The 25,338-nt window shown below is 69.1% G+C and carries 23 protein-coding genes; 4 read left to right on the top strand and 19 right to left on the bottom strand.

From position 1 onward, the window contains the following. Nucleotides 1-28: 28 nt before the first annotated feature. The 3 genes from BLV57_RS28325 to BLV57_RS28315 form a co-directional block, all read right to left on the bottom strand. A complete protein-coding gene (locus BLV57_RS28325) occupies nucleotides 29-3,343 on the bottom strand; it encodes an error-prone DNA polymerase (protein ID WP_091293837.1) in 3,315 nt (1,104 codons plus the stop codon). 108 nt (nucleotides 3,344-3,451) lie between these two features. Then, nucleotides 3,452-4,996 carry a DNA polymerase Y family protein gene (locus BLV57_RS28320; RefSeq protein WP_091294246.1) on the bottom strand — a complete coding sequence of 515 codons (1,545 nt, stop codon included), beginning with the start codon at nucleotides 4,994-4,996 and terminating at the stop codon, nucleotides 3,452-3,454. Between the two features lie 11 nt (nucleotides 4,997-5,007). Further along, complete coding sequence (locus BLV57_RS28315) at nucleotides 5,008-5,697, bottom strand: hypothetical protein (protein ID WP_091294245.1); 690 nt, start codon at nucleotides 5,695-5,697, stop codon at nucleotides 5,008-5,010. Between the two features lie 261 nt (nucleotides 5,698-5,958). On the opposite strand from BLV57_RS28315, the gene BLV57_RS28310 reads away from it, so the two are divergent. Next, complete coding sequence (locus tag BLV57_RS28310; protein ID WP_091293835.1) at nucleotides 5,959-6,996, top strand: DUF3466 family protein; 1,038 nt, start codon at nucleotides 5,959-5,961, stop codon at nucleotides 6,994-6,996. Nucleotides 6,997-7,409: 413 nt separating this feature from the next. Here BLV57_RS28310 and BLV57_RS28305 read toward each other — a convergent pair whose 3' ends face one another. Genes BLV57_RS28305 through BLV57_RS28290 form a run of 4 tightly spaced genes read right to left on the bottom strand, consistent with a single transcriptional unit; the run spans nucleotide 7,410 to nucleotide 10,179 of the window. Continuing rightward, nucleotides 7,410-8,540, bottom strand: coding sequence for an erythromycin esterase family protein (locus tag BLV57_RS28305; RefSeq protein ID WP_091293833.1), 1,131 nt, complete (start codon nucleotides 8,538-8,540; stop codon nucleotides 7,410-7,412). Between the two features lie 36 nt (nucleotides 8,541-8,576). Next, nucleotides 8,577-8,915, bottom strand: coding sequence for a DUF4180 domain-containing protein (locus BLV57_RS28300; protein ID WP_091293831.1), 339 nt, complete (start codon nucleotides 8,913-8,915; stop codon nucleotides 8,577-8,579). After that, a complete protein-coding gene (locus BLV57_RS28295; RefSeq protein WP_091293829.1) occupies nucleotides 8,908-9,747 on the bottom strand; it encodes an alpha/beta fold hydrolase in 840 nt (279 codons plus the stop codon). The genes BLV57_RS28300 and BLV57_RS28295 overlap by 8 nt, the downstream gene beginning before the upstream one ends. A gap of 3 nt (nucleotides 9,748-9,750) precedes the next feature. Next, a complete protein-coding gene (locus BLV57_RS28290; RefSeq protein ID WP_091293827.1) occupies nucleotides 9,751-10,179 on the bottom strand; it encodes a helix-turn-helix domain-containing protein in 429 nt (142 codons plus the stop codon). Nucleotides 10,180-10,270: 91 nt separating this feature from the next. Between BLV57_RS28290 and BLV57_RS28285 the strand changes: the two genes are divergently transcribed. Next, complete coding sequence (locus tag BLV57_RS28285) at nucleotides 10,271-10,864, top strand: DUF4291 domain-containing protein (protein ID WP_091293825.1); 594 nt, start codon at nucleotides 10,271-10,273, stop codon at nucleotides 10,862-10,864. Here BLV57_RS28285 and BLV57_RS28280 read toward each other — a convergent pair. Then, nucleotides 10,857-12,029 (bottom strand): cytochrome P450, encoded by a 1,173-nt coding sequence (locus BLV57_RS28280; protein WP_091293823.1) that lies wholly within the window; start codon nucleotides 12,027-12,029, stop codon nucleotides 10,857-10,859. The genes BLV57_RS28285 and BLV57_RS28280 overlap by 8 nt on opposite strands. A 45-nt stretch (nucleotides 12,030-12,074) precedes the next feature. Here BLV57_RS28280 and BLV57_RS28275 point away from each other — a divergent pair, with 45 nt between their 5' ends. Then, entirely contained in the window at nucleotides 12,075-12,704 is a 630-nt protein-coding gene (locus BLV57_RS28275; protein ID WP_091293821.1) for a hypothetical protein, read from the top strand. Here the strand turns inward: BLV57_RS28275 and BLV57_RS28270 are convergent. The 10 genes from BLV57_RS28270 to BLV57_RS28225 all read right to left on the bottom strand — a co-directional run bounded on the left by BLV57_RS28270 (nucleotide 12,697) and on the right by BLV57_RS28225 (nucleotide 23,046). Beyond that, nucleotides 12,697-13,392 (bottom strand): hypothetical protein, encoded by a 696-nt coding sequence (locus BLV57_RS28270; protein ID WP_091293819.1) that lies wholly within the window; start codon nucleotides 13,390-13,392, stop codon nucleotides 12,697-12,699. The two genes, BLV57_RS28275 and BLV57_RS28270, sit on opposite strands and share 8 nt — an antisense overlap. A gap of 20 nt (nucleotides 13,393-13,412) precedes the next feature. Then, entirely contained in the window at nucleotides 13,413-14,966 is a 1,554-nt protein-coding gene (gene purH / locus BLV57_RS28265) for a bifunctional phosphoribosylaminoimidazolecarboxamide formyltransferase/IMP cyclohydrolase (RefSeq protein ID WP_091293817.1), read from the bottom strand. Further along, nucleotides 14,963-15,580: a phosphoribosylglycinamide formyltransferase gene (purN, locus tag BLV57_RS28260; protein WP_091293815.1), complete on the bottom strand. Its 618-nt coding sequence runs from the start codon at nucleotides 15,578-15,580 to the stop codon at nucleotides 14,963-14,965. The genes purH and purN overlap by 4 nt, the downstream gene beginning before the upstream one ends. A gap of 76 nt (nucleotides 15,581-15,656) precedes the next feature. After that, the gene (locus tag BLV57_RS28255) at nucleotides 15,657-17,174 is read right to left on the bottom strand and encodes a cell division protein PerM (protein ID WP_091294243.1); all 1,518 of its coding nucleotides are present in this window, start codon (nucleotides 17,172-17,174) and stop codon (nucleotides 15,657-15,659) included. A gap of 158 nt (nucleotides 17,175-17,332) precedes the next feature. After that, nucleotides 17,333-18,130, bottom strand: coding sequence for a DUF5336 domain-containing protein (locus BLV57_RS28250; protein ID WP_091293813.1), 798 nt, complete (start codon nucleotides 18,128-18,130; stop codon nucleotides 17,333-17,335). 267 nt (nucleotides 18,131-18,397) lie between these two features. Continuing rightward, nucleotides 18,398-18,766, bottom strand: coding sequence for a hypothetical protein (locus BLV57_RS28245; RefSeq protein ID WP_091293811.1), 369 nt, complete (start codon nucleotides 18,764-18,766; stop codon nucleotides 18,398-18,400). 101 nt (nucleotides 18,767-18,867) lie between these two features. Then, a complete protein-coding gene (gene sucD / locus BLV57_RS28240; protein WP_091293809.1) occupies nucleotides 18,868-19,761 on the bottom strand; it encodes a succinate--CoA ligase subunit alpha in 894 nt (297 codons plus the stop codon). 1 nt (nucleotide 19,762) lies between these two features. Then, nucleotides 19,763-20,932, bottom strand: coding sequence for an ADP-forming succinate--CoA ligase subunit beta (sucC, locus tag BLV57_RS28235; protein ID WP_091293807.1), 1,170 nt, complete (start codon nucleotides 20,930-20,932; stop codon nucleotides 19,763-19,765). A gap of 138 nt (nucleotides 20,933-21,070) precedes the next feature. Continuing rightward, the gene (locus BLV57_RS28230; protein ID WP_245757549.1) at nucleotides 21,071-21,373 is read right to left on the bottom strand and encodes a hypothetical protein; all 303 of its coding nucleotides are present in this window, start codon (nucleotides 21,371-21,373) and stop codon (nucleotides 21,071-21,073) included. Further along, nucleotides 21,370-23,046, bottom strand: a complete 1,677-nt coding sequence (locus BLV57_RS28225) for a hypothetical protein (protein ID WP_143047165.1) — start codon at nucleotides 23,044-23,046, stop codon at nucleotides 21,370-21,372. Before BLV57_RS28225 ends, BLV57_RS28230 begins: the two co-directional genes overlap by 4 nt. A gap of 556 nt (nucleotides 23,047-23,602) precedes the next feature. On the opposite strand from BLV57_RS28225, the gene BLV57_RS28220 reads away from it, so the two are divergent. Beyond that, a complete protein-coding gene (locus BLV57_RS28220) occupies nucleotides 23,603-24,376 on the top strand; it encodes a M23 family metallopeptidase (RefSeq protein ID WP_245757548.1) in 774 nt (257 codons plus the stop codon). Between the two features lie 327 nt (nucleotides 24,377-24,703). Here the strand turns inward: BLV57_RS28220 and BLV57_RS28215 are convergent, their stop codons facing one another. Then, nucleotides 24,704-25,177, bottom strand: coding sequence for a GNAT family N-acetyltransferase (locus BLV57_RS28215; protein ID WP_091293804.1), 474 nt, complete (start codon nucleotides 25,175-25,177; stop codon nucleotides 24,704-24,706). Nucleotides 25,178-25,338 lie beyond the last annotated feature (161 nt).

Raw genomic sequence — 25,338 nt, 5'->3', positions numbered from 1 at the left:
TTTTCTCTCACACTGTGCCAACCTGTTGCTAACGAAAATCCCGTGACTTCGACCGGATGCGCATGGGCAGATTCTGCAGCCGATCGGCCAGGATGTTGACCACGCCTTCGTTCTTTTCCACCACACCGCGCACGAGCAGCGCGCCGCTGTTCCTGGCGATCCGGTGATAGCGCCGCCAAAGGCCGAGTGTGCAGATCACGTTGATCATTCCCGTCTCGTCTTCGAGGTTGAGAAAGGTGATACCGCCCGCGGTCGCCGGACGCTGGCGATGCGTCACCGCGCCGCCGACGAGCACCCGCTGACCGTGCTCGCAGTCCTTGAGCTTGCTCGCTGGCACCACGCCGAGCGCGTCGAGCCGCTCGCGGATGAACTGCGTGGGAAAGCTGTCCGGGGACACGCCGGTCGCCCAGACGTCCGCGATAGCCAGGTCGAGACCGTCCATTCCGGGCAGTGACGGAGCCTCGATTTGGCTTCCTGGCAGCTTTTCCGCGCGCTCTTCGGCGGCGGGACCCGCCGCCCAGAGCGCTTGCCGCCGGTCTTCGAGGAAGCAACCGAACGCGCCTGCTGTCGCCAAGGCCTCCACCTGCGGAGTGGTCAGCCGGACACGCCTGGCGACGTCGGTCATGTCCTGATACGGCCCCTGCTTCCGTTCTTCGGAGATGCGCTCGGCCAGCGCCTGCCCGATCGTCCGGATGCTGGCCAGTCCTAATCGGACGGTCCCGGCGCCTTCGAGGGTGGCGTGCGGGAGGCTGGCGTTGACATCGGGGCCGAGCACGGTCACCCCATGCCGCCGCGCGTCGGCGACCAGCGACTGCGGCGAGTAGAACCCCATCGGCTGAGCGCGCAGCAACGCCGCGCAGAACGCGTCCGGGTGATACAGCTTGAAGTACGCGCTCGAAAAGACGAGGTGCGCGAAGCTCAGCGCGTGACTCTCCGGGAAGCCGAAGTTCGAAAAAGCCTTGAGCTTCAAGAAGATCTTCTCCGCGAGTTCCAGCTCGACACCGTTCTTCACGGCGCCCTCGAGGAACCTTTTCCGCAGCCGTTCCATCCGCTTCTCCGACCGCTTGGACCCCATCGCGTGCCGGAGCTGATCGGCCTCGGCCGCGGTGAAGTTCGCGACGTCGAGCGCGATCTGCATCATCTGCTCCTGGAACAGCGGCACCCCGCACGTCTTGTGCAAAGCCTTGCGCAGCAACGGATGATCATAGGTCCAGGTCTCCGCCCCGGTCTTGCGCCGGATGTACGGGTGCACGGACCCGCCCTGGATCGGGCCGGGCCTGATCAGCGCGACCTCGACCGCGAGTTCGTAGAAACACCGGGGTTTCAGCCGGGGCAGGGTCGCCAGCTGAGCCCGGCTCTCCACCTGGAAGACGCCGATCGCGTCGGCCTCACAAAGCATGTCGTAGACTTTTTCGTCCCCGATGTCGAGCTGGGCGAGGTCGACCTTCACGCCCTTGTGCTCCTCGACGAGGTCGAGCATGTAGTGCAGCGCGGACAGCATGCCGAGGCCGAGCAGGTCGAACTTCACCAGCCCGACGTTCGCGCAGTCGTCCTTTTCCCATTGCAAGACACTGCGATTCTCCATCCTGGCCCACTCGATCGGGCAGATCTCGCTGACCGGCCGGTCGCAGATGACCATGCCACCCGAGTGGATGCCGAGGTGACGCGGGAAGTCCTCGAGCGCGTTCGCCAGCGCGACCACCTCGTCCGGGATGTCGTGATCGTGGTCCTTTTCGGTCTCCCGCAAGGAACCCCAGCGGTCGATCTGCTTGCTCCACGCGTCCTGCTGCCCGGTCGGGAAGCCGAACGCGCGCGCCGCGTCGCGGACCGCGGAGCGCGAGCGGTACGTGATCACGTTCGCCACCTGCGCGGTCCGGAGCCTGCCGTGCTTCTCGAAGACGTACTGGATGGCCTCCTCGCGGCGGTCGGACTCGATGTCGACGTCGATGTCCGGGTAGCCGTCCCGGTCCGGCGCGAGGAACCGCTCGAACAGCAGGCCTTCCTTCACCGCGTCGACGTTGGTGATGCCCAGCGCGTAACAGACCGCGGAGTTTGCGGCGGATCCCCTTCCCTGGCAAAGGATGTTGCTGCGGCGGCAGAAGTCGACGATGTCGTGCACGATCAGGAAGTAGCCGGGGAAACCCAGGTCTTCGATGATCCGCAGTTCGTGGTCGAGCTGCTCGTAAGCGTCCGGCCGGTCCGCGCGGGGACCGAACTTCCGCAGCGCGCCGATATAGGTCAGCTCACGCAGGAACGTCGCTTCGCTGTGCCACTCCGGCACGTCGAACGGCGGCAGCTTCGGCGCCACCAGCTTGAGATCGAAGGCGCATTCGGTGCCCAGCAACGCCGCGCGCTGCACGGAGCCGGGATACCGGTCCCGGAAGATCTCGTCCATCTCTTCGCCGGACCGCAGGAAGGCCATCCCGGACGCGGGCAGCCAGCCTTCCATGTCGTCGAGGCTGCGCCTGGCCCTGATCGCGGCCATCGCCGCGGCGAGCCTGCCGCGCTCCGGCCGCGCGTAGTGGGCGGCGGTGGTGGCGACCGTCGGCAGGCGGAACTCCCTGGCCATCTCGTACAGGATGTCGTTGTGCGTGCTGTCGAGCGGCTGACCGTGGTCGGTGAGTTCGACGTACACGTTGTCGGCGCCGAACAGGTCGACCAGCTCCTGCAGGCGCATGGCCGCCGCGTGCGCGCCCTGAGTGAGCAACGCCTTGCGCACCGCGCCCTTGCGGCAGCCGGTGAGCACCGCGCACTGGCCGCGCACCTCCTCGGCGACCTCTTCGAGCCGGTAGACCGGGCGGCCTTTCTCCGCGCGCTGGGCCTTGGGCAGCTCCACGTCGTGCCCGCGCAACTGGCCCGCGGTGATCGCCCGGCACAGGCTCGCGTAGCCGTCGGTCTGGCGCGCGAGCAGCAGGAGATGCTCGCCTTCGGGATCGGCGATCCCGTTCTGCGGCTGGGAAAGCCCGAAACTCAGCTCGGTGCCGTACACCGTGCGCACGCCGAGTTCGCGTGCCGCTTCGGCGAAGCGGACCACGCCGTACATGCCGTCGTGGTCGGTGAGCGCGATGGCGTCGAGCCCGAGCCTCGCCGCCTCCTCGACCAGCTCCTCGGGGTGGCTCGCGCCGTCGAGGAAGCTGAAGTTGGAATGGCAGTGCAACTCGGCGTACGGCACCCGCTTTCCGGTGCCGGCGTCGTCTTCGCCACGCAGGCCGAGTTCGCCGGGGCGCAGGTAGCCCTCGCGCTTGCGGCCCCACGCCGGGCTGTCGTTGCCGTCGCCGGGCGGGTCGCCGGTGAGTGCCCGGTTGAGCTCCGCCCAGCGCATCGGCGGGTTGTTCCAGCCCACGTCAGCCTCGTAGGTTTTCCTGCGGCACGCGCTGCGCCGGGATGAGCGTCGCCAGATCGATGTCGAGCCACTCCAGCAGCTGCTGGTTGTAGTCCTCTTCCTCGGCCATCAGTCGTACATCCCTTCGATTGTCCACACTGGACGGTCTCCGCCCATCCGCGCCAGCAGCAGCGCGGTGTCGTCTTCCAGCAGCACCTGGATGCGCGCGGCGACGCCTCGGCCGTCGCGCGCCCACCACTGGCCGTCCACCAGCCACGGGCCGGCCCAGTCGAGCACCAGCTTCGGTTCGCCGCCGTCGAGGCTGACCTGGCGCGGCGGCGCGGTGACCCGTCTTCTGGCGCCGATGGCGACCTCGCGGCCGTCCGCGTCGACGACACTCGCCCGGACCGGCCGGTCGAGCACGATCGACGGCGAAGGCGACGGCAACCGGCCAGGCCACGTCGTGCCCTCCGGCGCGGTCTCGGCACGCGGGTCGCCCCACGGCACCAGGCGAACCCGCTCGGCGGGCCCCCGGCCGCCGTCGAGCAACCCGGTGAAGACGCTCTCCGGGCCGAGCAGGCCCTGCACCCGGACCAACGCCCTGGCCGCCTTGTCGGCGGCGAGCGCGTGTTCGGTGCCCAGCAGCCCGAGCTGCAGCGAGCGGCCTTCGACGGTCTCTTCCGGTTCGAGCCGCAGCCGCACCACGCCGGAAGTCGGGCGGTCGCGTGCCTTGAGCCAGCCCTCGAACTGCCAGCGCACCCGGTCCGCGATTCCTTGCGGGGTAAGGGGTTCCGCGCACCGCCAGACCCGGCCGAACTCCTCGCCGCGCTCGGTGAGCGCGTAGATGCCGATCCGCGTGCAGGCCAGTCCCCGGCTCGCCAACCCGGCGTGGAACCGTTCGCCGAGCGGCTTCGCGATGAAGGCGGCGGCGTCCACCCGGTCGAGCGGTGGTTCGAAAGTCTTGGTGACGGCCAATTCCGGCGGTGGCTTGCGCCGCGACGGCGGCCGATCCGACCGGCCTGCCGCCAGCCGGTACGCGAGCAGGCCCGCGCTGCCGAACCGGGTGATCACGTCCCGCTCGGCCAGCGCGGCGAACGTGCCGAGCGTGCGCAGGCCGAGCCGTTTGAGCAGGTCCACGAGCTCGGCCCGCTCCGCGCCTGGCTGGTCGAGCTCGTGGATGCCCAGCGGGGCCAGGAAAGCCGCGGCCGCGCCCCGCTCGACCAGCGCCGACCGGTGCGCCGCCAGCGTCGCGGCGAACAACCCGTCCGCGACGCCGACCTGGCATTCCACCCCCGCCGCGCCGGACACGTGATCGACCAGCTTCTCGACCAGCTGATACTCGCCGCCGAAGTAACCGGCGGCGCCGTCCACCGGCACCGCGACCAGCCCGGGCCGCACCACCTCGACGCCGACGACCAGCTCCTCGACAGCGGCCGCGACCGGCTCGAACAGCCGCGCGTCACGCCCGTCGTCCTCGCCGAACACGCCCAGCTCCGGGCACCTGGCCTGCGCCTCACGCCGCCGCATGCCGCGGCGGACACCCGCCGACCTGGCGACCGCCGTGCACGCGACCACCCGATTGGCGCAAAAAACCGCGGCGGGCAGATGAGGTGAGTGTCCTTCGGCGGCGCCCGCCGCCACCGCCGGCCAGTCCGGGCACCAGAGGACCAGCATGCGCTTGCCGTTCACCCGACCTCCGCGGAGAAGATCGCATGCACGTTGTGTTCTTGCTGGGCAACGCTTCCCGCCGGACCAGGCAAGAGCACCCGCGTGCTCATGGGCCGTGCCGCCGCACCCCTTCCCCGGGCGTGGACCACGACTCCACGAGCACGCAGGTGCCCATACCCCGCTTCGAGCCCGGACCAGCGGCCCGGTTCGCAGCGAAGCTCCACCTCGGCGCCGGGCCAGTGGCCCAGCGCGAGCAGCACGGCGTCCCGATGCCGTGCCCGCGCGGACAGCCGCCTGGCCACCTGCGCGTTCACCCCGGCGGCCCCGACCGCCACCAGATCGACCCCGTCCAGCAGCGCGGCCGTCACCGCGGGGAACTCGACGCCGGGGCGGGGAATGAGAGCGAGCCTGCCCACCTCGACGCCGAGCTCTTCCGCGGCGGCCAGGCCGAGCGTGGGCACGCCCACCACCGCGGCCCACGACCCGGCCGCCGTGGCCTCCGCCAGCAACGCGAGCAGCAGGGAGACCGAGCCCAGCACCGCGACGGTGCTCCCGCGCCTCAGTCCCGCCGACGGCAGCAGATCGGCGAAGGCGGGATGCACCCTGAGAACCCCGCCCGTCGATCGCGCGTGCTCGGCAGCGGACGCCACTCCGCTGGCCGTGCTCACCCCTGGCAACGAAGCCAGCCGCGCCACTCCCGCCGACACCCCGCACCCGCTCCCTTCGGACCAGCGCCACGGCGCACGCCCCCGCGAAAAGGCGTGCTCCGTCGGCGCTACGGTCACCGCGGGGAAGGCGGCGAATCGCACCTCGAACACTTGTTCGACAAATCCAGTACACACGATGCGGCCGAGTGCTGTCAAGCCGACTGTGACCTGCGACGAAAGTCCGGCGCGAGCCGTGATCAAGGTTGTTATGCTCGCGCCGAATCGCGGTGTCGGCCGCGGCTGGGGATTTAAGGAAAAACCATGTTTAACCTGCGAAGACTGTCTTTTGTCGTCGGGTCCGCGCTCGTGCTCGGAACCCTCACCCCGATGGCGGCTTTCGCCGACCCGTCCATCGAAGAACTGCCCGCGCTCGACGGTGCTTCCGGCGCGGGCGCCTGGGGCGTCAACGACGACGGAGTGGCCGTCGGCTGGTCGAACGTCGACGACACCTCGCACGCGGTCCGCTGGGACCCGGACGGCTCGGTCAACGACCTCGGCACCCTCGAGGGTGACACCGGCAGCCGCGCGTACGGCATCAACGCCGTCGGCGCGATCGTCGGCTCCTCGTCGAACGCGGACCACCGGCGCGCGATCCTGTGGACGCCGGAAGGCGAGATCACCGAACTCGCTTCACTGCCCGGCTTCGACTTCTGCGAAGCCAAGGCGATCAGCGAGCGCGGCGAAATGGCAGGCTGGTGCGCCACGTACGACTACGTCTACGGCGGCCACGCGGTGCGCTGGACCGCCGAGGGCGAGGTGACCGACCTCGGCACCCTGCCAGGCGGCCACACCAGCATCGCGACCGGGATCTCCTCCGACGGCACGGTCGCGGGCTCCGGCGACGACGCCGAAGGCCGCACCCAGGCACTCCGCTGGGACCCGGACGGCAAGGTCGTCGCGCTGCCCAACGTGCGTAACGGCTACTACTCGGTGGCCAACGGCATCAACAACGACAACACGATCGTCGGCACCCTGCAGGCTTCCCTCGACCACGATTTTGGCGTCTTCGCCATCCGGTGGAACACCGACGGCACCGTCACCGAACTCGGCAGGCTGCCGAACAGCTTCCGGTACAACAGCGATGCACGGGCGATCAACGACGCCGGTGTCATCGTCGGCGCCTCGGAAAACGAGCAGCACCGCTCCAACCCGGCACGGTGGACGACGCCGACCAGCGTGACGGATCTCGGCACCCTGGACGACGCGGGCCCTGGCACGATCTCGTTCGCGACCGCGATCAGCTCGAACGGCCTGATCGTGGGCAGCTCGGGCGGCAAGGCCGCCCGCTGGACCGAATAGGACCTCGTGAGTGTTCCGGCCGGTTCTGGCCGACCCGTATTTAGTCACCTACGGCGGAATTCGCGGCGCTACCTGGTGCGAGGGGAAGGTTTGCTGCGTTAGATGCAGCAAACCTTCCCCTCGCACACCCGATCACACCTCACAAGCCGAAATACGCCCCACGATGTACCTTTTGCCGGTTTCGCTGGCGAAACAAGGGTCGCCCTTGCCACACTGGAGGTGACAAGGGCCACCCTTGTCACCTCCAGCACAAACTCCGGCAGCCTGGCCCTCGCCGCGCATGTTACGAACGGGACTTTTGTCACCGTGAGCGCGACAAAAGCCCCGTTCGTGCGGATCCCGACGAGCACGACCCGCGTAGATCACCAAATGCGGCCGGTTCTAACCGGCCGCAACACTCACGACTCCTTTTCTTATGCCGAGCCGTCGTTGATGTGCAGCAACGCGTCAGCTCCGTCGATCGTCTCCTGCTCGAGCGGGAAATACCCTTGGCGTGCCTCGATATCGGTCCGCTTGCGGCCGGAAACCTCAGGCCGCACCAGGGCCCAGGTCTTGATATCGCGTTGAAGCGCACCCTCGAAGGTGTCCGCCTCAGGCTCACCCAACCCGATATCGGCGTTCCGTCCCAGGCTTCCGAGCACGACGACGTACTGCCCGCCCACCAGCGAACTCACGATCGAACCGGCGGGCGCCCACGTGAAGTCCCGGCCGCCCAACGCCCAGCGGCCGAGATTTCGTTGCAGGTGCGCGTTGTTCGCGAAGACGAAGGTCGTGCCCCTGCCCGTCTCGGCCCGCCTGATGGCGAACAGGTTCTGGGCCATGAACGCGTCACGGGTCGCCATCAGCCGTGACACCCGGGCGTTGACTTCGAGTTTCGCCGCCGCCTGCTTGTGATAGCGCAGCAGATCGAGACCGGTGGTGAGGTGCGCCTCGGCCCTGAACCACTCCGCGCGGGAAGTCGTTTCGATCAGTTCAGGGCCGCGCCAGTAGAGCGTGGTGAGCATGTCGTCGGCGAGCACCCGGAGTTCGCGGGCAGGCACGGTGTCGCCGATCGACATGGCCGGGTCCATGATCGCTTCGGTGCGGCTCCACTGCTCGTCGTCGCCCGCGAGGCCCGCGAAGTCGACGTCGAGCCCCAGGTAGTCACGGGCGTATTCGAGATAACCGAGCGGGCTGGGCGCGCTGAAATTCTCCGTCGCGGCGTCGAAACCGTGGAACGCCAAGCGTTCTTCCGCCGGGCGCCCCTCGTTGTACTCGCGCATCCAAGCGACCAAGAGCCGATTGTCTTCCAGCTCACCGAAGTTGTGCGAAAAGCCTTCGCTCATCACCTTGTCGAGGGATCCGATGCCCTCTCGGACGTAGTCGTCCACGAGGTACGCGGCCACGCGGTCGGTCTCCAGCGCGATCGACCGGAAGCCGTGGTCCGCGAGCTGGGCGAACAGCTCGTTGCGAAGCCGCCGGAAGGCGGCCCCTTGATGCGTCGGCTCACCGAACGCCAGCAGCTCACATGACGGGGTTACGAAGTCTCGAATGTCCTGACTCATGAGACTCAATCGTATCTTTGAACACTCGATTGAGACTTAGTGTGCGTCCGCCAGCCAATCCTGCTCCAAAGTCTCAAAGGAGGAGGTGAACCGCACCTGACGCCCCTTGTTCGACTCGTAGACGAAAGCCCGCAGCGCGTCCGAAGCCGCCAGGTGCTCCGAGATGTCCCCGACGATGACCACGCGCAGCCGGTAGTCGAGCAGCTTCTGCAGGAACTCGCCCGCGATCCGCGTCTCCAGCCGGAAGAACTCGGCGTCCAGCCGCGAGACCGGGATGACGACCACGTTCGTGTCCGCGCTCAACGCCTCGCCGACCAGATCCACGGCGTCGCGATAGGACCCGAGCACCGGCCCCTCGGCAGCGACCTCAAGCATCGACGGCCGCCAAGAACTCGCTGATCACCTTCGTCTGGTCCGGCAGCAGGTGCCCGGCAGACGGCAGCACCTCGATCCGCGCGTGCGGCACGGCCGCGCCCAGCCGCAAAGCCGTCTGCGTGGTGTCGAGCATCTCGTCCCTGGCGCCGACCACGACCAGCATCGGCATCTTCAGGCCGCGCAACGCCTCGTCCGGGAACACCGGCAGCGGCTTCTTCCGCGGGTTGAAGTTCTTCGAGATGGCCAAGACGTAGCTCGCCGCCACCGGGTCCAGCTCGGTGCCGATCGCGGTCGACAGCGCACGCCGCTGCCCCCACTCACCGAACATCCGCCAGAACAACGCCTTGAACAACACCGCCATCTTCTGCCGTCCGACCCCGCCGGGGGTCAGCAAGACCAGGCTCGTCACCTGCTCCGGCCGCCGGGTCGCGAAGTCGAGCGCCATCCAGCCGCCGAGCGACTCCCCGACCACCGCCGCACGCTCGATTCCCAGCTCCCGCACCACATCCGAGAGCCAGAGCGCATACGCATCGGAGTCCATCGGTGGCCGCGAAGGCGCGCTCAGCCCAGGCTCGCCGATGATGTCGACGGCATAGACACGATGGTCCCGCGTCCATTCGCTCACCGAACCCAGCCACCGCACCGTGTTCGCCATCGAACCGTGCAGCGCCACGACCGGCGGCGCGCCCGCCGGGCCACTCGCGACGACGAAGGTGTCACCCTCGCGCGTCGGGACGGTCAGCGTCTCGTGCTCGACCGGCCAGGACTTCAGCGCCTCGCGGTACTTGCCTTCGAGCAGCAGGCGGCCCGCCTCGCTCTTGTAGATGTTCATCGCTCACCCCATCAGCATGTCGGCTATTTCCAGCAACTTCGCGGTGTCGAGCGGACTGGCCAGCACGATCACCTTCAAACTCGCGCGCTCTTCGTCATAGGCGGACTCGATGCGCACCGGCGGCCCACCCGGCTCACGCCCCTGCAGCGACGCGTTGAGCCCGAGCACCACCCGGCTCGCGCCATCCCGGTCGATCGCGTCGACCTGGACGATCGTCGTCACCTCGACCCGGCGGCTCCGGACGGCCGACTCACGCGGCGTCGCCGGGACGACCCCGCCGGTCAGCGCCTCGAGATCCTCACGGGCGATCCGGTACTGCTTGCCGATGCGCACGGCCTTGAGCCGACCGTCGCGCACGTAGTTGCGCACCGTGCGCACATGCAGGCCGAGCCGATCGGCGACCTGCTCAACCGAGTACAACTCCTGATCCATATTCCTCAAAGTACCCTATCTTCCGGAAGATAGGGAGTCTTGAGGTAAATTCAGTGGCGCGTGACACTCGATCCCCGTCAAGCTGAGCGCCATGGAAAACCCGAAATATCAGATCCGCGCGAAGCAGACGGCCACCACGGTCACCGTCTACCAGGCGTACGGCCCGCACCTCGGCCTGCCCGCGGCGCGCGACAACCGCTTCCCGCCGGAGTGGAAGCGCGACCGGATGACCTGGATCAAGCCGTCGTTCCTCTGGATGATGTACCGCTGCGGCTGGGGCACCAAGGAAGGCCAGGAGACCGTGCTCGCCGTCGAAATCACCCGCGAGGGCTTCGAATGGGCACTGCGCAATGCCTGCCTGTCCCACTACGACCGGGCACTGCACACCGACGCCGCCACCTGGAAACGCCGGCTCCGGCAAGCACCCGCGCGCGTCCAATGGGACCCCGAGCGCACGCTCCGGCTCGGGCCGCGTGACTTCCGCTCGCTGCAGCTGGGCCTTTCCGGCGAGGCCGCGCGCCGCTACGCCGACGAGTGGACGGTCGCCATCACCGACGTGACCCCGCTCGCCCACGAGATCCACGCGCTCGTCCGCGCCGGCGACCTCGACGCCGCCGCCGCGCTACTGCCCGAAGAAGTCCCCTACGACCACCAGGAAGACCTGATCGCGCACCTGATCAGCTGACCGCGAGCACCCGCACGCGCACGCCGTCGCGGGGCCGCATCGCGGCCAGCGAGGTCGGCTTGAACGCGTCGTCCAGCAACTCCAGCGAAGTACGCAGCCGCAGCCGCGCGAGCATCGCCCGCAGCTCTGTGAGAGCGAAATGCGAGCCGACGCACCGATGCGGGCCACCGCCGAACGGCAGGTACTCGTGCGGCCCCGGTTTCCGCGTCTCCCAGCGGCTCGGGTCGAAGCGCAGCGGATCCGGCCAGACCTCTTCGAGCCGATGCGTCACGAACGGGCTGTAAACCACGAATCGCCCGGCACGCACGCGATGTCCCTCGTAAGTGAACTCCCGCACGGTCTTGCGCAGGCTGATCACCGCGGGCGGATACAGCCGCAACGTCTCCGACACCAGATCGTCCAAAGAGGACTCACCTGGATGCATCAGCGACGCGCGCACCGCCCACGCCATCGCCGCGCTCGTTGTCTCGTACCCGGCCGCGATCAGCGAGATCACCTGATCGACGATCTCCACATCGGACAGTCCGGAACCCAGCAGCGCGCCGAGCACGTCGTCGCTCGAACGGTCGCGCGCCATCTCCGCCCGCACCTTCGCCTCGACGCGCGCGCGGGCCGCGACGGCTCGCCGGTACGACGGCAGGAACCGTTGCGCCTGCTGCAGAAGCGGGCTCTGGTCGAGCAGGTCGAGCGCGATCTGGAGGTCGCGGCCGAGCGCCGGTTCGTCGGCCGCGAGCACCGGTCCGAACAGGACCTCGATCGTGGCGCGCCGGATCGCGGTCCGGAACTCGGGGTAGACGTCGACGACCGAACCCGGGCGCCAGGTGTCGATCACCCGATCGGCGTGCGCGGCCATCGTCTTCTCGTAGCCGGCGATCCGCGCGCGGCTGAAGGCGGGCGTGACGAGCCGTCGCCTGCGCTGGTGGTCCTCGCCGTCGCTGACGATCAGCGCCGTCTCGCCGTCGACCGGGATGAGCGGCTCGAACGCGCCACGCCAGCTGAACAGCTCGGCGTTGGCGAAGACGAACTTGTTCGCCTCCGGTCCGAGCAGGTTCACATACGGCCCGATCTCGCTGACCGGCCCGAATCGGCGGTACAGCTCCGGGTAACCGGTGAACGGATCCCGGATCAGCCGCACCGCGCTTTTGGCTCTTTCGAGCGCCTTCATACCAGCGACAATGCCATACTGCGGCAGCAGAATGGGGGCACGAACATGCAGCAATACGGGCAGCCGTACTACTACCCGCCGCGCCGCAAAAGCCGCGTCGGCCTGGTCTTCGCGATCATCGGCGCGTCCTTCGTGACGCTGCTGGCCGCCGGGGTCGTGACGTGGCGGCTGATCGATCTCAACATCCCGGGCGGCGTGCCGGCGGCGAACGCGCCGGTGGAAGGCGCCTGTGCGTTCACTCCGGCCCTGCTTCAGCGGATCGACGCCACCAACGCCGCCCGAGGCACCGACGGCATGGGCAGCGACGGCACCCGCTTCGTCGAATGCACCTACTTCACGTTGCAGGGCACCGCCGACAACCGTGACCGCAACTTCTACGTCTCCGCGCGCCACTCGCCAACGCCCGCGAAGGCGGACGAGCACTGGGCCGAGCTGACCAGGGGGTACGCCAGCCGGTCGAAGCCGCTTCCCGGCCTCGGCGACCAGGCGATGATCTCGGTCGACGGCGGCGACACCACCCGCGCGCAGATCATCGTCAGGGCGGGTAACTCCACCGCGTCCGTCGGCTACGCGGGCTTCGACAAGGGCTTCTTCGGCAAGTCCGGGTGCGACGAGGCCGACGCCATCCGCGCCGCCACCGACCTGACCAAGGAGCTGCTCGCCAAGCTCACCTGACGCGTTCGATCAGCAGATCGTTCGCGACATCCTTCACCGCGGCCACCGACTCGTCCGAGGGGATCGGCTCGGTGCTGAAGAACGTCTTGTCCCAGCCCTTGTAGATGATGTCGACGTAGTACGTGCCACGAACGAACATCAGCTCGGCGCCGCTGAACGAACTGTCGGTGTCGAGTGATTCCAGGATCGAGTCGTCGCCGATCCCGGGAATCGTCAGCTGCTTCTTGTACGGGCTCACCTTGAGCTTGAAGTCACCCTGCGCCAGTTCCGGCCTGGGGTACTTGAACACGATGACCGACAGCTGGCGATCGTGGATGTGCTCGCTCTTCATCGGCCGCCAGCTGCAGCCGTAGCGCTTGCCAGCGTTCTCCCCAATGCCGACGGACGCCTCTTCGGACGGCCCGGTCGGCGTGGGCGTGTAAAGCCGCTCCAGCAGCCCTTCGGTCTTGACCATGCATTCGCCGCGCGGCGACGGCGAGTTCGCCGCGACACCCACCGAGGCGAAGTAGTCCTTGGCGAACAGCCCCAGCGGAATGCCGGCCGCCAGCAGCACGAACACAATGGACAGCGAGATCCACAGCCCCGTCCGCTTCTTCTTGGGCGGACGCTGCTGCTGGTAGCCGTAACCGGGCCAGGGCTGCTGCTGAGGCGGACCCCAGCCCGGTTGTTGCTGCGGCGGATACGACACTGTTCCCCCAGTTTCGAATCTCAGTGCGCGAAGTGACGCGTCCCGGTCAGGTACAGGGTCACCCCGGCGGCCTCCGCCGCGGCGATCACCACATCGTCGCGCACCGAACCACCAGGCTGCACGACGGCGCGGACGCCGGCTTCGAGGAGCACCTCGAGACCGTCGGGGAACGGGAAGAACGCGTCCGAGGCCGCGACCGAGCCCTTGGCGCGGTCACCGGCGCGCTGCACCGCGAGGCGCGACGAGTCGACCCGGTTGACCTGGCCCATGCCGACGCCGACGGTGGCGCCGTCGTCGGCGAGCAGGATCGCGTTGGACTTCACCGCGCGCACCGAGCGCCACGCGAACTCGAGGTCGGCCAGCGTCTTCTCGTCGGCGGCCGTGCCGCAGGCGAGCGTCCAGTTGGCCGGGCTGTCCCCTGGCGCGTCGATCTGGTCGCTGGTCTGCAGCAGCACACCGCCGGAGATCGGCCGCAGCTCGATGCCGAGGCCCGCCGCGTCCGCCAGCTTCAGCAGGCGGATGTTCTTCTTGCGGGACAACACTTCCAGCGCGTCGGCGTCGAAGTCGGGCGCGAGCACGACCTCGGTGAAGATCTCGGCGATCTGCTCGGCCGCGGCCAGCGTCACCGGCCGGTTCGTGGCGATCACGCCGCCGTAGGCCGAAACCGGGTCACAGGCGTGCGCCTTGCGGTGCGCCTCGGCGATGTCCGCGCCGACCGCGATACCGCACGGGTTGGCGTGCTTGATGATCGCCACCGCTGGCTCGCTGAAGTCGTACGCGGCGCGGCGTGCGGCGTCGGTGTCGACGTAGTTGTTGTACGACATGGCTTTGCCGTGCAGCTGCTCCGCGTGCGCGAGGCCGCCGTGGATGTTCTTGTACAGCGCGGCCTTCTGGTGCGGGTTCTCGCCGTAGCGCAGTACGTCGCCGCGCTCCCAGGTCCCGCCGAGGAAGTCGGGGAAGCCGGAGTCGTCGGCGGGCGCGTACGCGCTGGCGAACCAGGACGCGACGGCCGTGTCGTACGCGGCGGTGTGCGCGTACGCCTGCGCCGCGAGCCGCTTGCGGTCGGCGAGTTCGAAGCCGCCGCTCTTCACGCGGTCGAGCACCCACTCGTAGCGCGCCGGGTCGACGACGACGGCCACCGAGCCGTGGTTCTTCGCGGCCGCGCGGACCATCGCGGGGCCGCCGATGTCGATGTTCTCGACGCAGTCCTCAGGGCTCGCGCCCGAGGCGACGGTCTGGGTGAACGGGTACAGGTTGACCACGAGCAGGTCGAACGGCGCGATGTCGAGCTGCTTGAGCTGCTCGACGTGCTCCGGCCGGTCCATGTCGGCCAGCAGCCCGGCGTGCACGCGCGGGTGCAGCGTCTTCACGCGGCCGTCGAGCGACTCGGGGAACCCGGTGACCTCTTCGACCGGGGTGACCGGCACGCCCGCGTCGGCGATGACCTTCGCGGTGCCGCCGGTCGAGACGATCTCGACGCCCGCGGCGTGCAGCCCGGTCGCGAGCTCCAGCAGGCCGGCTTTGTCCGAGACGCCGATCAGCGCACGCCGAACAGGGCGCAGTCCAGTGCTCACGAGAAAATCACCTTTCGTCCTTCGACAGCGCAGCCGCGGCGGCCGAGCTTTGCGATCGTTTCCACCAGCAGCCTGCGTTCCACGGCCTTGATGCGTTCGTGCAGCACGGCTTCGTCGTCCTCGGGCTCCACGAGCACCGCCTCCTGGGCGATGATCGGGCCGGTGTCCACACCGGAGTCCACGAAGTGCACGGTCGAGCCGGTGACCTTGACGCCGAGTTCGAGCGCGTCGGCGACCGCGTGCATGCCGGGGAACGCGGGCAGTAGTGCTGGGTGCGTGTTGATCACGCGGTTCGGGAACCTGGCGAGGAACTCGGCGCCGAGTATCTTCATGAACCCGGCCGAGACGACCAGATCCGGCGAGTACGCGGCGACCGCCTCGGTGAGCGCCTTGTCCCACGCGTCGCGGTCAGGGTGGTCGGCGACCCGCACGGTGAACGACGGCACGTGCGCGCGCTCGGCCCTGGCGAGCGCCTCGATCCCGGTGCGGTCGGCGCCGACCGCGACCACCTTGGCGGGATAGTCATTGGCGGCGACGGCGTCGAGCAGCGCCTGCAGCAGGGTGCCGGAACCGGAGGCCAGCACCACGATCTTCACCGGCGAGGGCAGGTCCAACCGACTAGCCAGGACAATCTCCTTGCCGGGGCCGCGCGCACTCGGGCGCGCGGCGATTCACCAGGTCACACGCACTCTAACGGTCCGGCTGTTGATCTTGATCGGCCGGTGCGGGCTCGGATTCTTCAGTGGTTTCCGTCACGGCGGCGACGGCCTCGGCAGGCTCCGGCTCGCTGGGTGCTTCGTCGGCTTCGGGCGCTTCAGATGCTTCGGGTGCGTCAGACTCTTCGGGCTCTTCTGGTTCTTCGAGTGCCTCAGGCACCTCAGGTTCCTCGGGCACCTCAGGCGTCTCGGTCTCGTCGACGTCTTCGGCCTCTTCGGGCTTCTCAAGCTCTTCTGACTCTTCGAGTTCGTCAGTGGCTTCGACGGTCTCCTCGGCCGTCTCCTCCGTCTCGACACCCATGACCTCGCTGGGCGCGGCGGGCGGCGAATGCGGACCGGCGAAGAACGCGACGAAGCAGCCCGGGATCACGATCCAGGCGAACGCGACCACCGAGGCGATCCCGACCGGCACGCTCACCGGATCGAACGGCCCGTGCCCGAGCCGCCCGCCCGCCAGCGTCCCCAGCACGACGCAGCCGAAGCCGACGATCGCGCCCGCGACGCCGACCGTGCGCAGCCGGGCGACCGGGTCGTCGTCGATCTTGCGCACCGACCAGCCGACGAGCGCGCCCGCCGCGGCGGGCAGCAGCATCAGCACCGGCCACCACACCGCGTGGTGCTCGGGGATCCCGCCGAGCAGCGGCACGCCGGGCACCGCGCCGCCGTTGAAACCGAACGGCGTCACCGTCACGGCGCCGAACGAGAAACCGGGCCCGGACGCGAACGACAGCGCGGCCACGATCGCGTTCGGCAGGTAGCCGAGCGAGAGCAGGAACAGCCCGAGACTGCTGCCGAACGCGGGCTCGAACAGATCGTCCACAGTGGACCAGGACAGCGCGAGACTGAGCGTGCACGTCACCGCGCCCGCGGCGAGCAGCGCGGCCATCCCCAGCGCGCCCGCTCGCAGGCCGCGCAGCGCCAGTGGATCGACGTACTCGGCGACGGCTTCGACCATCCCGCAGCGTTTGGCCAGCCCGGCGATCGCGGCCACGGCGGCGAACAACCCGGGAACGGCGAACGCGGTGAACGCGTTGACCCCGATCTGCTTGCCGTCGGCGATCAAGGCGATGAGCACACCGAACGTCGCGTGCGCGAACCCGATCACCACGACGACCGGCACGGCCTCACGCGGCGAGCGGAGCCCGAGCCGTTGCGCGGCGCCGCCCGCGGTGCGCGCGTTGAGCACGGCGAGCCCGATGGTCGGCAGCAGCGGCAGCACGCCGAGCGGTTTGCCGCCGATGTCGATCGGGACCTGGTACGAGGCGAGCCAGCCCGGTCCGGCGGAGAGCACCACGCCGATCACGGTGAACCGCGCGCGCTCGGCGGTGACGGTGATCAGCGCGAGCAGCGTCGCGACCAGCGCGTAGCCGGTGATGAGCGGGGCGAGCGCGGCGAAGAGCAGCACCCGCAGCCGCGCCGACGGCGACGGTTCGGCGACGGGCTCGTCGACGTCGGACCACTCATCGGCCTCGGGGGTGAGCAGTTCCGCCATGATCGGCACACTGACACCCGGGTTGCGCCGACCGGGTGAGACACGCCGCCCGGCCAGGCGGATGTGAGAGCACGCCCACTCGGACGGGTCAATCCGGAAAAGAAAACACCCGCGGTGACACAGAGCGTCACCGCGGGTGGTCTTCCCAGTTCAGGGCCTTACTTGGGCTCGCCGAATCCGCCGGGCGGGGTGCCGGGCGAGGACGGCGGCGGGGTGGCCTGGGTCGGCTCGGAGGAGAAGAACTGACCCTGCTGCGGCGCGTAGGTGGTGGCGCCGGAGCCGGGGCCCGACGGCGGCGCGACCGGCGGGTTGAACTGCGTGCCCTGCGGGCCGGACGACGGCTGCTGCGGCTGCGCGCCGGTCGGCGGCTGGTGCTGTTGCTGCTGCGGCGGGCCCTGCTGGAACTGCGGCGGCTGGTGACCGAACTGCTGACCGTAGGGCTGGCCGTACGGGCCCTGCGGCGCGGCGGGCTTCGGCGCCGGCAGCTTGAGGACACCGTGCTCGAACAGCAGCGCCGCGACCGCGATCAGCATCTGCAGGATGCCGAGGATCAGGATCACCGTGATGATGCCCGGCATGGTCCGGTCGGAGGGGACCTGGATGACCAGGTCCAGCGTTCCCAGCGCGCCTATCACGCTGAACAGGGCCGCGAACGGGAGAACCCTCGGCGCCTTGGGCAGCGCGTACAGCCCGGCGAGCAGACCACCGACGAGCAGGTACCTCGTCATCGAGTCCACACCGGTGGCCTCGTCCGAGAAGCCGATGAAGTACTGGACCAGGCCGAGAAGGGCGACCGCCAACGCGAGCAGCAGACCGAGGTTCACCGGGTTCTCCGCCGAGGCGGGTGCCGAGGGCGGCGGCGCCTGAGGAGGGAATCCGCCCGTGTTCGGTGCGGGCTGGTGGGGCTGGGCGCCACCCTGTTGGGGGTAGCCAGGCCCACCGCTGGGGAAGGTCATCCGAGCTCACTCCTGTCATTGAAGACCGGCGCCCCGGGAGCAGGCGGTACACCCGGGACAAACGAGGCGCCTGTGATGTGGGGAAACGCTAGCGCACCCGCGGTCACCCGCGGTTTCGGGTGTAAGACGCCGCGTTCACCCGATCGGTTGCACTTTCCACCGTACAAAACCCCACCCCGCCAAGTGAGCCCTTTCCCAACCCCGCCCCGTGTCCCCGCCCACCCTGGGGTCGTGAGTGGCATGGCCGGTTCTAACCGGCCCGAACACTCACGACCCTTGTTTGCCGATGACCGTGCGCAGGAGGGCGGCGAGTTCGGCCATGCCCTGGTCGATCTTGGCGAGCTGGGCGCGGACGTCCGCCTGGTAGAGCGTCGTCTCGAGCTGGGCGGACCGCGACCGGGCCTCGAAGATGCTCATCTTCGTCTCGAAGGCGCGCGTCTCCTTGAGGTGCTCGGCCTGCGTCTGGCTGAGGTCGCTGAGCACACGGGTGTGCGCGGCCAGCGTCCCCCGGCACTCGGACACATCGCGATCCGCCGCCACCGCCAGCACTCGCGCGGTGGTGGCGTCGCACTGCATGTCCGACATCTGACGCTGCATCCCGGCCAGGTGCGCTTCGAGTTTCTCGGAATCAACCATGCGTCCAGCGTAGCAAAGTGGCTAAGTTGCTTAGCCACTTGCTCGGGCATAAAAGGGCCGGACACCAGGAGAGGTGTCCGGCCCTTTTCAGTCAGCCTGGATCAGGCGTGCAGAGCCTTGTAGATCTCGCGCGCCAGCTCGGCGGTCTCGCTCGGGGTCTTGCCCACCTTGACGCCGGCGGCCTCGAGGGCCTCCTTCTTGGCGGCGGCGGTGCCGGACGAACCCGAGACGATCGCGCCGGCGTGACCCATGGTCTTGCCCTCCGGCGCGGTGAAGCCCGCGACGTAGCCGACGACCGGCTTGGTCACGTTGGCCTTGATGTAGTCGGCCGCGCGCTCTTCCGCGTCGCCACCGATCTCACCGATCATCACGATGACCTCGGTCTCGGGGTCATCCTGGAACGCGGCGAGCGCGTCGATGTGCGTGGTGCCGATGACCGGGTCGCCACCGATGCCGACGGCCGTCGAGAAACCGATCTCGCGCAGCTCGTACATCATCTGGTAGGTCAGCGTGCCCGACTTCGACACGAGGCCGATCTTGCCGGGGCCCGAGATGTCGGCCGGGATGATGCCCGCGTTCGACTTGCCGGGGCTGATCACGCCGGGGCAGTTCGGCCCGATGATGCGGGTCTTGTTGCCCTTGGCGACCGCGTGCGCCCAGAAGTAGGCCGAGTCGTGCACCGGGATGCCCTCGGTGATGACCACGGCGAGGCCGATCTCGGCGTCGATGGCCTCGACGACCGCGTCCTTGGCGAACTTCGGCGGCACGAAGACGACCGACACGTCGGCGCCGGTCTCCTTGATGGCCTCTTCGACGGTGCCGAAGACCTTGAGGTCCTTGCCCTCGATGGTGACGGTCGTGCCCGCCTTGCGGGCGTTGACGCCACCCACGATGTTGGTGCCGGACTTCAGCATCTTCGTGGCGTGCTTCATGCCCTCGGAGCCGGTGAGGCCCTGGACGATGACCTTGCTGTTCTCGGTCAGGAAGATCGACATGTCACGCACCTGCCGCAGCGAGCTCGGCGGCCTTGTCGGCCGCGTTGTCCATGGTGTCCACGACGGTCACCAACGGGTGGTTGGCCTCCGCCAGAATGCGGCGGCCTTCTTCGACGTTGTTGCCGTCGAGCCGGACCACCAGCGGCTTGGTCGCCTCGTCGCCGAGGATCTTCAGCGCTTCGACGATGCCGTTGGCGACCGCGTCGCACGCGGTGATGCCACCGAAGACGTTCACGAAGACGCTCTTGACGTCGGTGTCGTTGAGGATGACGTCCAGACCGGCCGCCATGACCTGCGCCGAGGCGCCGCCACCGATGTCGAGGAAGTTGGCAGGCTTGACGCCGCCGTGCTTCTCACCCGCGTAGGCGACAACGTCCAAAGTGGACATGACGAGCCCCGCGCCGTTGCCGATGATGCCGACCTGGCCATCGAGCTTGACGTAGTTGAGGTCCGAGGCCTTGGCCTTCGCCTCGAGGGGGTTCTCGGCCTGCTTGTCGACGAGGGCCTCGTGGTCGGGGTGCCGGAAGCCGGCGTTCTCGTCCAAGGTGACCTTGCCGTCGAGGGCGATGATCTTGTCCTGCGGGTCGCGGACCAGCGGGTTGACCTCGACCAGCGTCGCGTCCTCGGAGACGAAGGTCTCCCAGAGCTTGACGACGACGTCGGCGGCCTCGTCGATGATCTCGGCCGGGAACTTGCCCGCGGTCAGGATCTCCAGCGCCTTCGCCTTGTCCACACCGGCGATCGCGTCGACGGGGATCTTGGCGAGCGCCTCGGGGCGCTCGACGGCGAGCTGCTCGATCTCGACGCCGCCCTCGGCGGACGCCATCGCGAGGAAGGTCCGGTTGGCACGGTCAAGCAGGAAGGAGAAGTAGTACTCGGACGCGATGTCCGAGGCCTCCGCCACCAGCACGCGGTGCACGATGTGGCCCTTGATGTCGAGGCCGAGGATGGCTTCCGCCTTCTCGGCGGCCTCATCGGGGGTCTGGGCGAGCTTGACGCCGCCCGCCTTGCCACGGCCACCGGTCTTCACCTGGGCCTTGACGACGACCTGGTTGCCGATCTGCTCCGCGGCAGCCTTGGCTTCTTCGGGGGTGTTGGCCACGGCACCCGGCAGAACCGGTACACCATGGGCGGCGAAGAGATCCCTCGCCTGGTACTCGTAGAGGTCCACTACTCCAGTCTCCTGACGACACGCCACTGTGTTGGTCCGGGCTACCCGAACCGCTGCTGCTGTCGGACCAGATGAGGTTAGCGACCTGCGGAGAAGCAGGGGACTCCGCACCTGGTGAACTCGGTCACGAGACGCGGTTTACCGGTGTGAGTCCACCCACTTCACGGCCTCTTCCGCCGTTTCGAAGCGGGTTTCGGCGCCTTCGGGTGACCCGATCGTGAACAGCCGCACAGCGCCGATCGACTCGGCCAGTCCGTCAAGTCGCCGCCCCGCGCCGACCGCGACACCCAGTACGTCCGGATCCTCCTGTTCGGCGGTCCGGACGATCTGGTCCACAGTGGTCAGTTCGCCGGTGTAGACGACCTCGACGCCCGCGTCACGCAGCAGCCGGGCCAATTCCACACAGGGTTCGCCGAACTCGACCAGCACGACACGGATCACTTCGCGCTCCGCGCCGAGAGACCGGCCGCGACGATCAGCCCGATGAGACAGAGAAGCCCGAACCAGAAACCGAGGCCGGCGTGCGCGCCCTCGATCTTGCCGCTGAGGAACGGCAACTCGGCCACGCGCAGCACGACGACGGCGGCGGCGCCGAGCAGCAGCACCGCGCCCTTGGCAGGCCTGCTGCGCACCGCGAACGCGACGGCGCCCACCACGGCGGCCAGTCCGGCGAGCAGACCCCACGAGGAGACATCGAAGCTCGCGAAGAGACCGGGTGCGACGTAATCGGGCGCACTGACGACCGGGATCGCGAACGTGAGCACGGCGAGCACCCCGGCCAGCGCCAGCGGGACGGCCAGCGCCGGTCCGAGCGCGGGCCTGTCGAGCTCCTCGGCCTCTTCACGCTCGACGACGCCGGTGACGACGGAGGCGACGGCCGTCGCCGCGGCGGCGAACATCGCGAGGCTGGTCAGCACGACGCCAGGCCCGATGGTGAACGCGCCGGCCACCTGTGTCGCCGCGACCGGCGTGGCGAGCACGGCCGCGCCGGTGAGCACGACTCCGGCCCAGGCCACCGAAAGCGCGGGCCGCGCGACCGGCACCAGCGCGAGCACTCCGGTCAGCACGCCCGCGATGAGCAGCAGCCAGCGGACCGGGCTGTGCGCCGCGGTGAACCCGGCTTCGGCGACAACCACGGGCGCCAGGCAGCCCGCGACGGCCAGCGCGGCGGTGAGCACGCCCAGCGCGCCGGTCACCCGGCGCCACAGCGACAGTCCGGGCACCTTCGCCTCGGATGGCAGCTCGCCCGCCTTGCGGAAGGTGAGCGCGAGCAGCAGAGCCGTAGCCAGCAGCCCGAAGGCGGCGACGAGCACGAGCACCGGGCCCGCGCTCAGCGAAAGCTTGTCGACCACCAGCCCGGACACCACGCTGGGCACGACCACGCCGAGCAGCCCGGCGGCGAGCCCGACGAGCACGCCCGCGCCGACCTCGGGCACCAGCGTCAGCGCGACCGAAGCGGCCACGATGACGCCGACGCCGAGCAACAGGTAACCGGCGAGCACGAAGGCGGGCGACTCGAACGCCGAGTGGGACAAGAGGAAGACGTTGGCCGAGCCGACCGGCGGCATCACCAGGCCGACGGCCGCCCAGATCGCCGGGAACGGCGCGAGCAGCTGCCACCAGCGCCGGGCCGGGATCGCGCCGAGCGCGTCGGCCTCGTCCTGCGCGACCCGGTTGGCGGTGTACCCGGCGGCGATGGTCAGCAGGAACCCGGCCTGCAGCACCCAGAAGCCGACGCCGACCGGCGGATCGTCGTACCGGCCCGGCAGGTAGTACTCGGGCCGCACGATGTCCTGGGAGCCGGCGAGCACCTGCATGTCCAGCGCGAGGCGGCCGGGTGCGAGCGCGGCGGCGCCGAGCAGTACCCCGGCGGCCAGGCCGTACCGGCGCTCGAAGGTGAAGACGAGAGCGGCCACGAACGGCAGCAGCGCCAGGATGATCAGCATCGGCCCGGCGGAGAACCCGGCGCTCACGCCGGTCACCACGGGGAGCAGCGCGCCGAGCACCAGTGCGGCCGTGGCGGCCGCGGACAGCGCGAGCGCGACGGTCAGCGCTCCCGGCCTCGGCTGGGTGGACACGGCGGCTTCGGCTTGAGCGGCTTCAGAGGTCGGCATCGGCTGGAGACGCTAGCAAGCACCCGGACGGCTACGCCGCGCCACGCACCTCGACGCGTCGCCCGGCTTTCCCAGTGCGGCGACGCGGCGGCGTTCGGATGCGCACAGGTGTGTGGACACCCGCGTACGCGCGCTCGCGCGCGCGGAGGCAGGCATGGGTGCCGCAAGGCGCGCCACGCAACCGGTTATTCGCCTCCCGGACATCACAAACCGTCCGTTCATACGGTTGCCCCTAGGGGAACCCCTGTTACGTAAGTCACACCAGTCGATGTAACCCCCTCCCAACTTTGCGTAATAGCCACTGGTCCAAGCACGGCACGCCGTTCCACGTTCAGCCGACACGCGGGGCAGATGTTGCCCAGAACGGTGCCCCTTGGTTACTGTCCCCCGAACCCCATTACAGTCAGGTCACGAAAAGGACAGCGAGCAACCACCCCCGAGGTCGCTCAGCCGGGATCCCCCGCCCGGTGTTCTGGACCAACCTGACTCCCCGAACACGGAAGGCCCCGTCTTGGCTTCACACCGCTCCCCCGGCGGCCAAGCTCCTTCCCCGGTTGTGAAAGGCGCACTGAACGGTGCCGTCGTTCGCGTCCGGGGTTCCCACCGGCTTGCTCCTCCCTCCTCAGCTCTGCGCGGTCGTGTCGTCGTTGCCGCTGTCGCCTGTGGCGCTTTCGCCGCAGCCGCGGCCGGCCAGACGCTGAACTCGGCCGGTGCCACTGATTCCGACGCCGCGGTCACCCCGCTGGCGAACGCCACCGACGCGAGCGCGGCCTTCGGGCTCGGCGGCGCGGCCACCGGCGGCGCACCCGAACTGCTTCCGGCGTCGCACCTGAGCGACCCCTCCGCCGAAGCGCAGAAGCTGGCCGACAGCGAGCAGGTCACCCAGGCCCGCGAGAAGCGTGAAGCCGCCGCCCGCAAGGCCGCCGAAGAGGCCGCCAAGCCCAAGACCTGCCTGCCCGCCAAGGGCACCTTCACCTCAGGTTTCGGCGCCCGCTGGGGCACGAGCCACCTCGGCGTCGACATCGCCAACTCGATCGGCACCCCGATCTACGCCGCCGCCGCCGGCACCGTCATCGAAGCGGGCCCGGCCAGCGGTTTCGGCCTGTGGGTGCGCATCCAGCACGACGACGGCACCGTCACCGTCTACGGTCACATGAACAGCTTCTCGGTACGCGCGGGCCAGAAGGTCGGCTGCGGCGACCAGATCGCCGAGATCGGCAACCGCGGCCAGTCCACCGGCCCGCACCTGCACTTCGAGGTCTGGCAGAACGGCACCAAGAAGATCAACCCGCTGCCGTGGCTTTCCGCGCGGGGCATCAACCTCACGTAAGAGGTTCCTGGCCGTTCCGATATTCGCCGTCTCGCCGCGCCCCGTCATCCAGGGCGCGGCGTGCGGCGTTTTCCGGCCCCTGCATCCCGGTCTACGCACGCCAGGCGGCGAGCCCGACGTCCTAGCTGGACCACGAGCCCCCGCCCGCGCTCCGACCCATTTCCCGTCACTGACGTTGATATACCCCGGCCTCGATCCCCCGAAACCCGTCGTCACCCGCATCGGTTACCCCTCCCCGATTCCCAGGGGCCGCCGACCTGCCCAGCGTACCCCATGATTCGAACTTCTGTTCGAATTCTAGTCGGCGGGTCCGACAGTTTCCGGAACTCAGTCCAGCCGCAGGATGGTCTCCTCGATTTCGGCGCCCCTGGCGTTCGCGTACCCGACGTCGGTGCCGACGACCGCGAAGCCCGCCTTCTGCAGGACCCTGAGCGAGCCAACGTTGTCGCTGGCCGCCCGAGCGTGCAACGGCCGGACGGGGACGAGGTCAAGCAGCAGGGCCAGCGCCCGGCCCGCGACGCCCTGGCCCCAGACCGAGCGGTCGATCCAGTAGGTGAGCTCGGTGTCGCCCTCGATGACGAAGGCCGCGATGGTGCCGACGAGACGGCCGTCGAGCGTCACCGCGCGGTTGGTGACGCCTGGCGCGCTGCGTATCTTCGCCATGTGCGCGTCGAACGCCGCGCGGTCGTCGGGATCCTTGGCCGTGAACGCGGCCATCCGGACCGACTCGGGGTCACGCATCTGCTCGAAAATCGCGTCGAGGTCGGCGTCCTCGATCGGCCGCAATGCCACCTCTGCCACTGAAAACCCTCCCTCGTACCAGGTGATCGCAAGGTATCAAGGGGGTCCGACACTTTTGGGGTCGCGAGTGCCGCGTCCTACGCGGAGGCATGCTCGCCGGGATCCGCACGAACGCCACTTTTGTCACGCTCACAGCAACAAAAGCCCCGTTCGTAACCCAC

Origin of the sequence: Amycolatopsis xylanica, from assembly GCF_900107045.1 — a bacterium.
GTDB lineage: Bacteria > Actinomycetota > Actinomycetes > Mycobacteriales > Pseudonocardiaceae > Amycolatopsis > Amycolatopsis xylanica.
The sequence above is the reverse complement of the archived record's forward strand: the minus strand, read 5'-3'. Positions and strand labels throughout refer to the sequence as shown.

Excerpts from the sequence above, each read along its gene's own strand:
- BLV57_RS28305 (WP_091293833.1), bottom strand. The coding sequence starts at position 8,540 with ATGAGTCAGGACATTCGAGACTTCGTAACCCCGTCATGTGAGCTGCTG.
- BLV57_RS28250 (WP_091293813.1), bottom strand. The coding sequence starts at position 18,130 with ATGACCTTCCCCAGCGGTGGGCCTGGCTACCCCCAACAGGGTGGCGCC.
- sucD (WP_091293809.1), bottom strand. The coding sequence starts at position 19,761 with ATGTCGATCTTCCTGACCGAGAACAGCAAGGTCATCGTCCAGGGCCTC.
- BLV57_RS28320 (WP_091294246.1), bottom strand. The coding sequence starts at position 4,996 with ATGCTGGTCCTCTGGTGCCCGGACTGGCCGGCGGTGGCGGCGGGCGCC.
- BLV57_RS28285 (WP_091293825.1), top strand. The coding sequence starts at position 10,271 with ATGGAAAACCCGAAATATCAGATCCGCGCGAAGCAGACGGCCACCACG.
- BLV57_RS28255 (WP_091294243.1), bottom strand. The coding sequence starts at position 17,174 with ATGGCGGAACTGCTCACCCCCGAGGCCGATGAGTGGTCCGACGTCGAC.
- BLV57_RS28280 (WP_091293823.1), bottom strand. The coding sequence starts at position 12,029 with ATGAAGGCGCTCGAAAGAGCCAAAAGCGCGGTGCGGCTGATCCGGGAT.
- BLV57_RS28290 (WP_091293827.1), bottom strand. The coding sequence starts at position 10,179 with ATGGATCAGGAGTTGTACTCGGTTGAGCAGGTCGCCGATCGGCTCGGC.
- BLV57_RS28300 (WP_091293831.1), bottom strand. The coding sequence starts at position 8,915 with ATGCTTGAGGTCGCTGCCGAGGGGCCGGTGCTCGGGTCCTATCGCGAC.
- BLV57_RS28225 (WP_143047165.1), bottom strand. The coding sequence starts at position 23,046 with ATGCCGACCTCTGAAGCCGCTCAAGCCGAAGCCGCCGTGTCCACCCAG.
- BLV57_RS28245 (WP_091293811.1), bottom strand. The coding sequence starts at position 18,766 with ATGGTTGATTCCGAGAAACTCGAAGCGCACCTGGCCGGGATGCAGCGT.
- BLV57_RS28275 (WP_091293821.1), top strand. The coding sequence starts at position 12,075 with ATGCAGCAATACGGGCAGCCGTACTACTACCCGCCGCGCCGCAAAAGC.
- BLV57_RS28310 (WP_091293835.1), top strand. The coding sequence starts at position 5,959 with ATGTTTAACCTGCGAAGACTGTCTTTTGTCGTCGGGTCCGCGCTCGTG.
- BLV57_RS28295 (WP_091293829.1), bottom strand. The coding sequence starts at position 9,747 with ATGAACATCTACAAGAGCGAGGCGGGCCGCCTGCTGCTCGAAGGCAAG.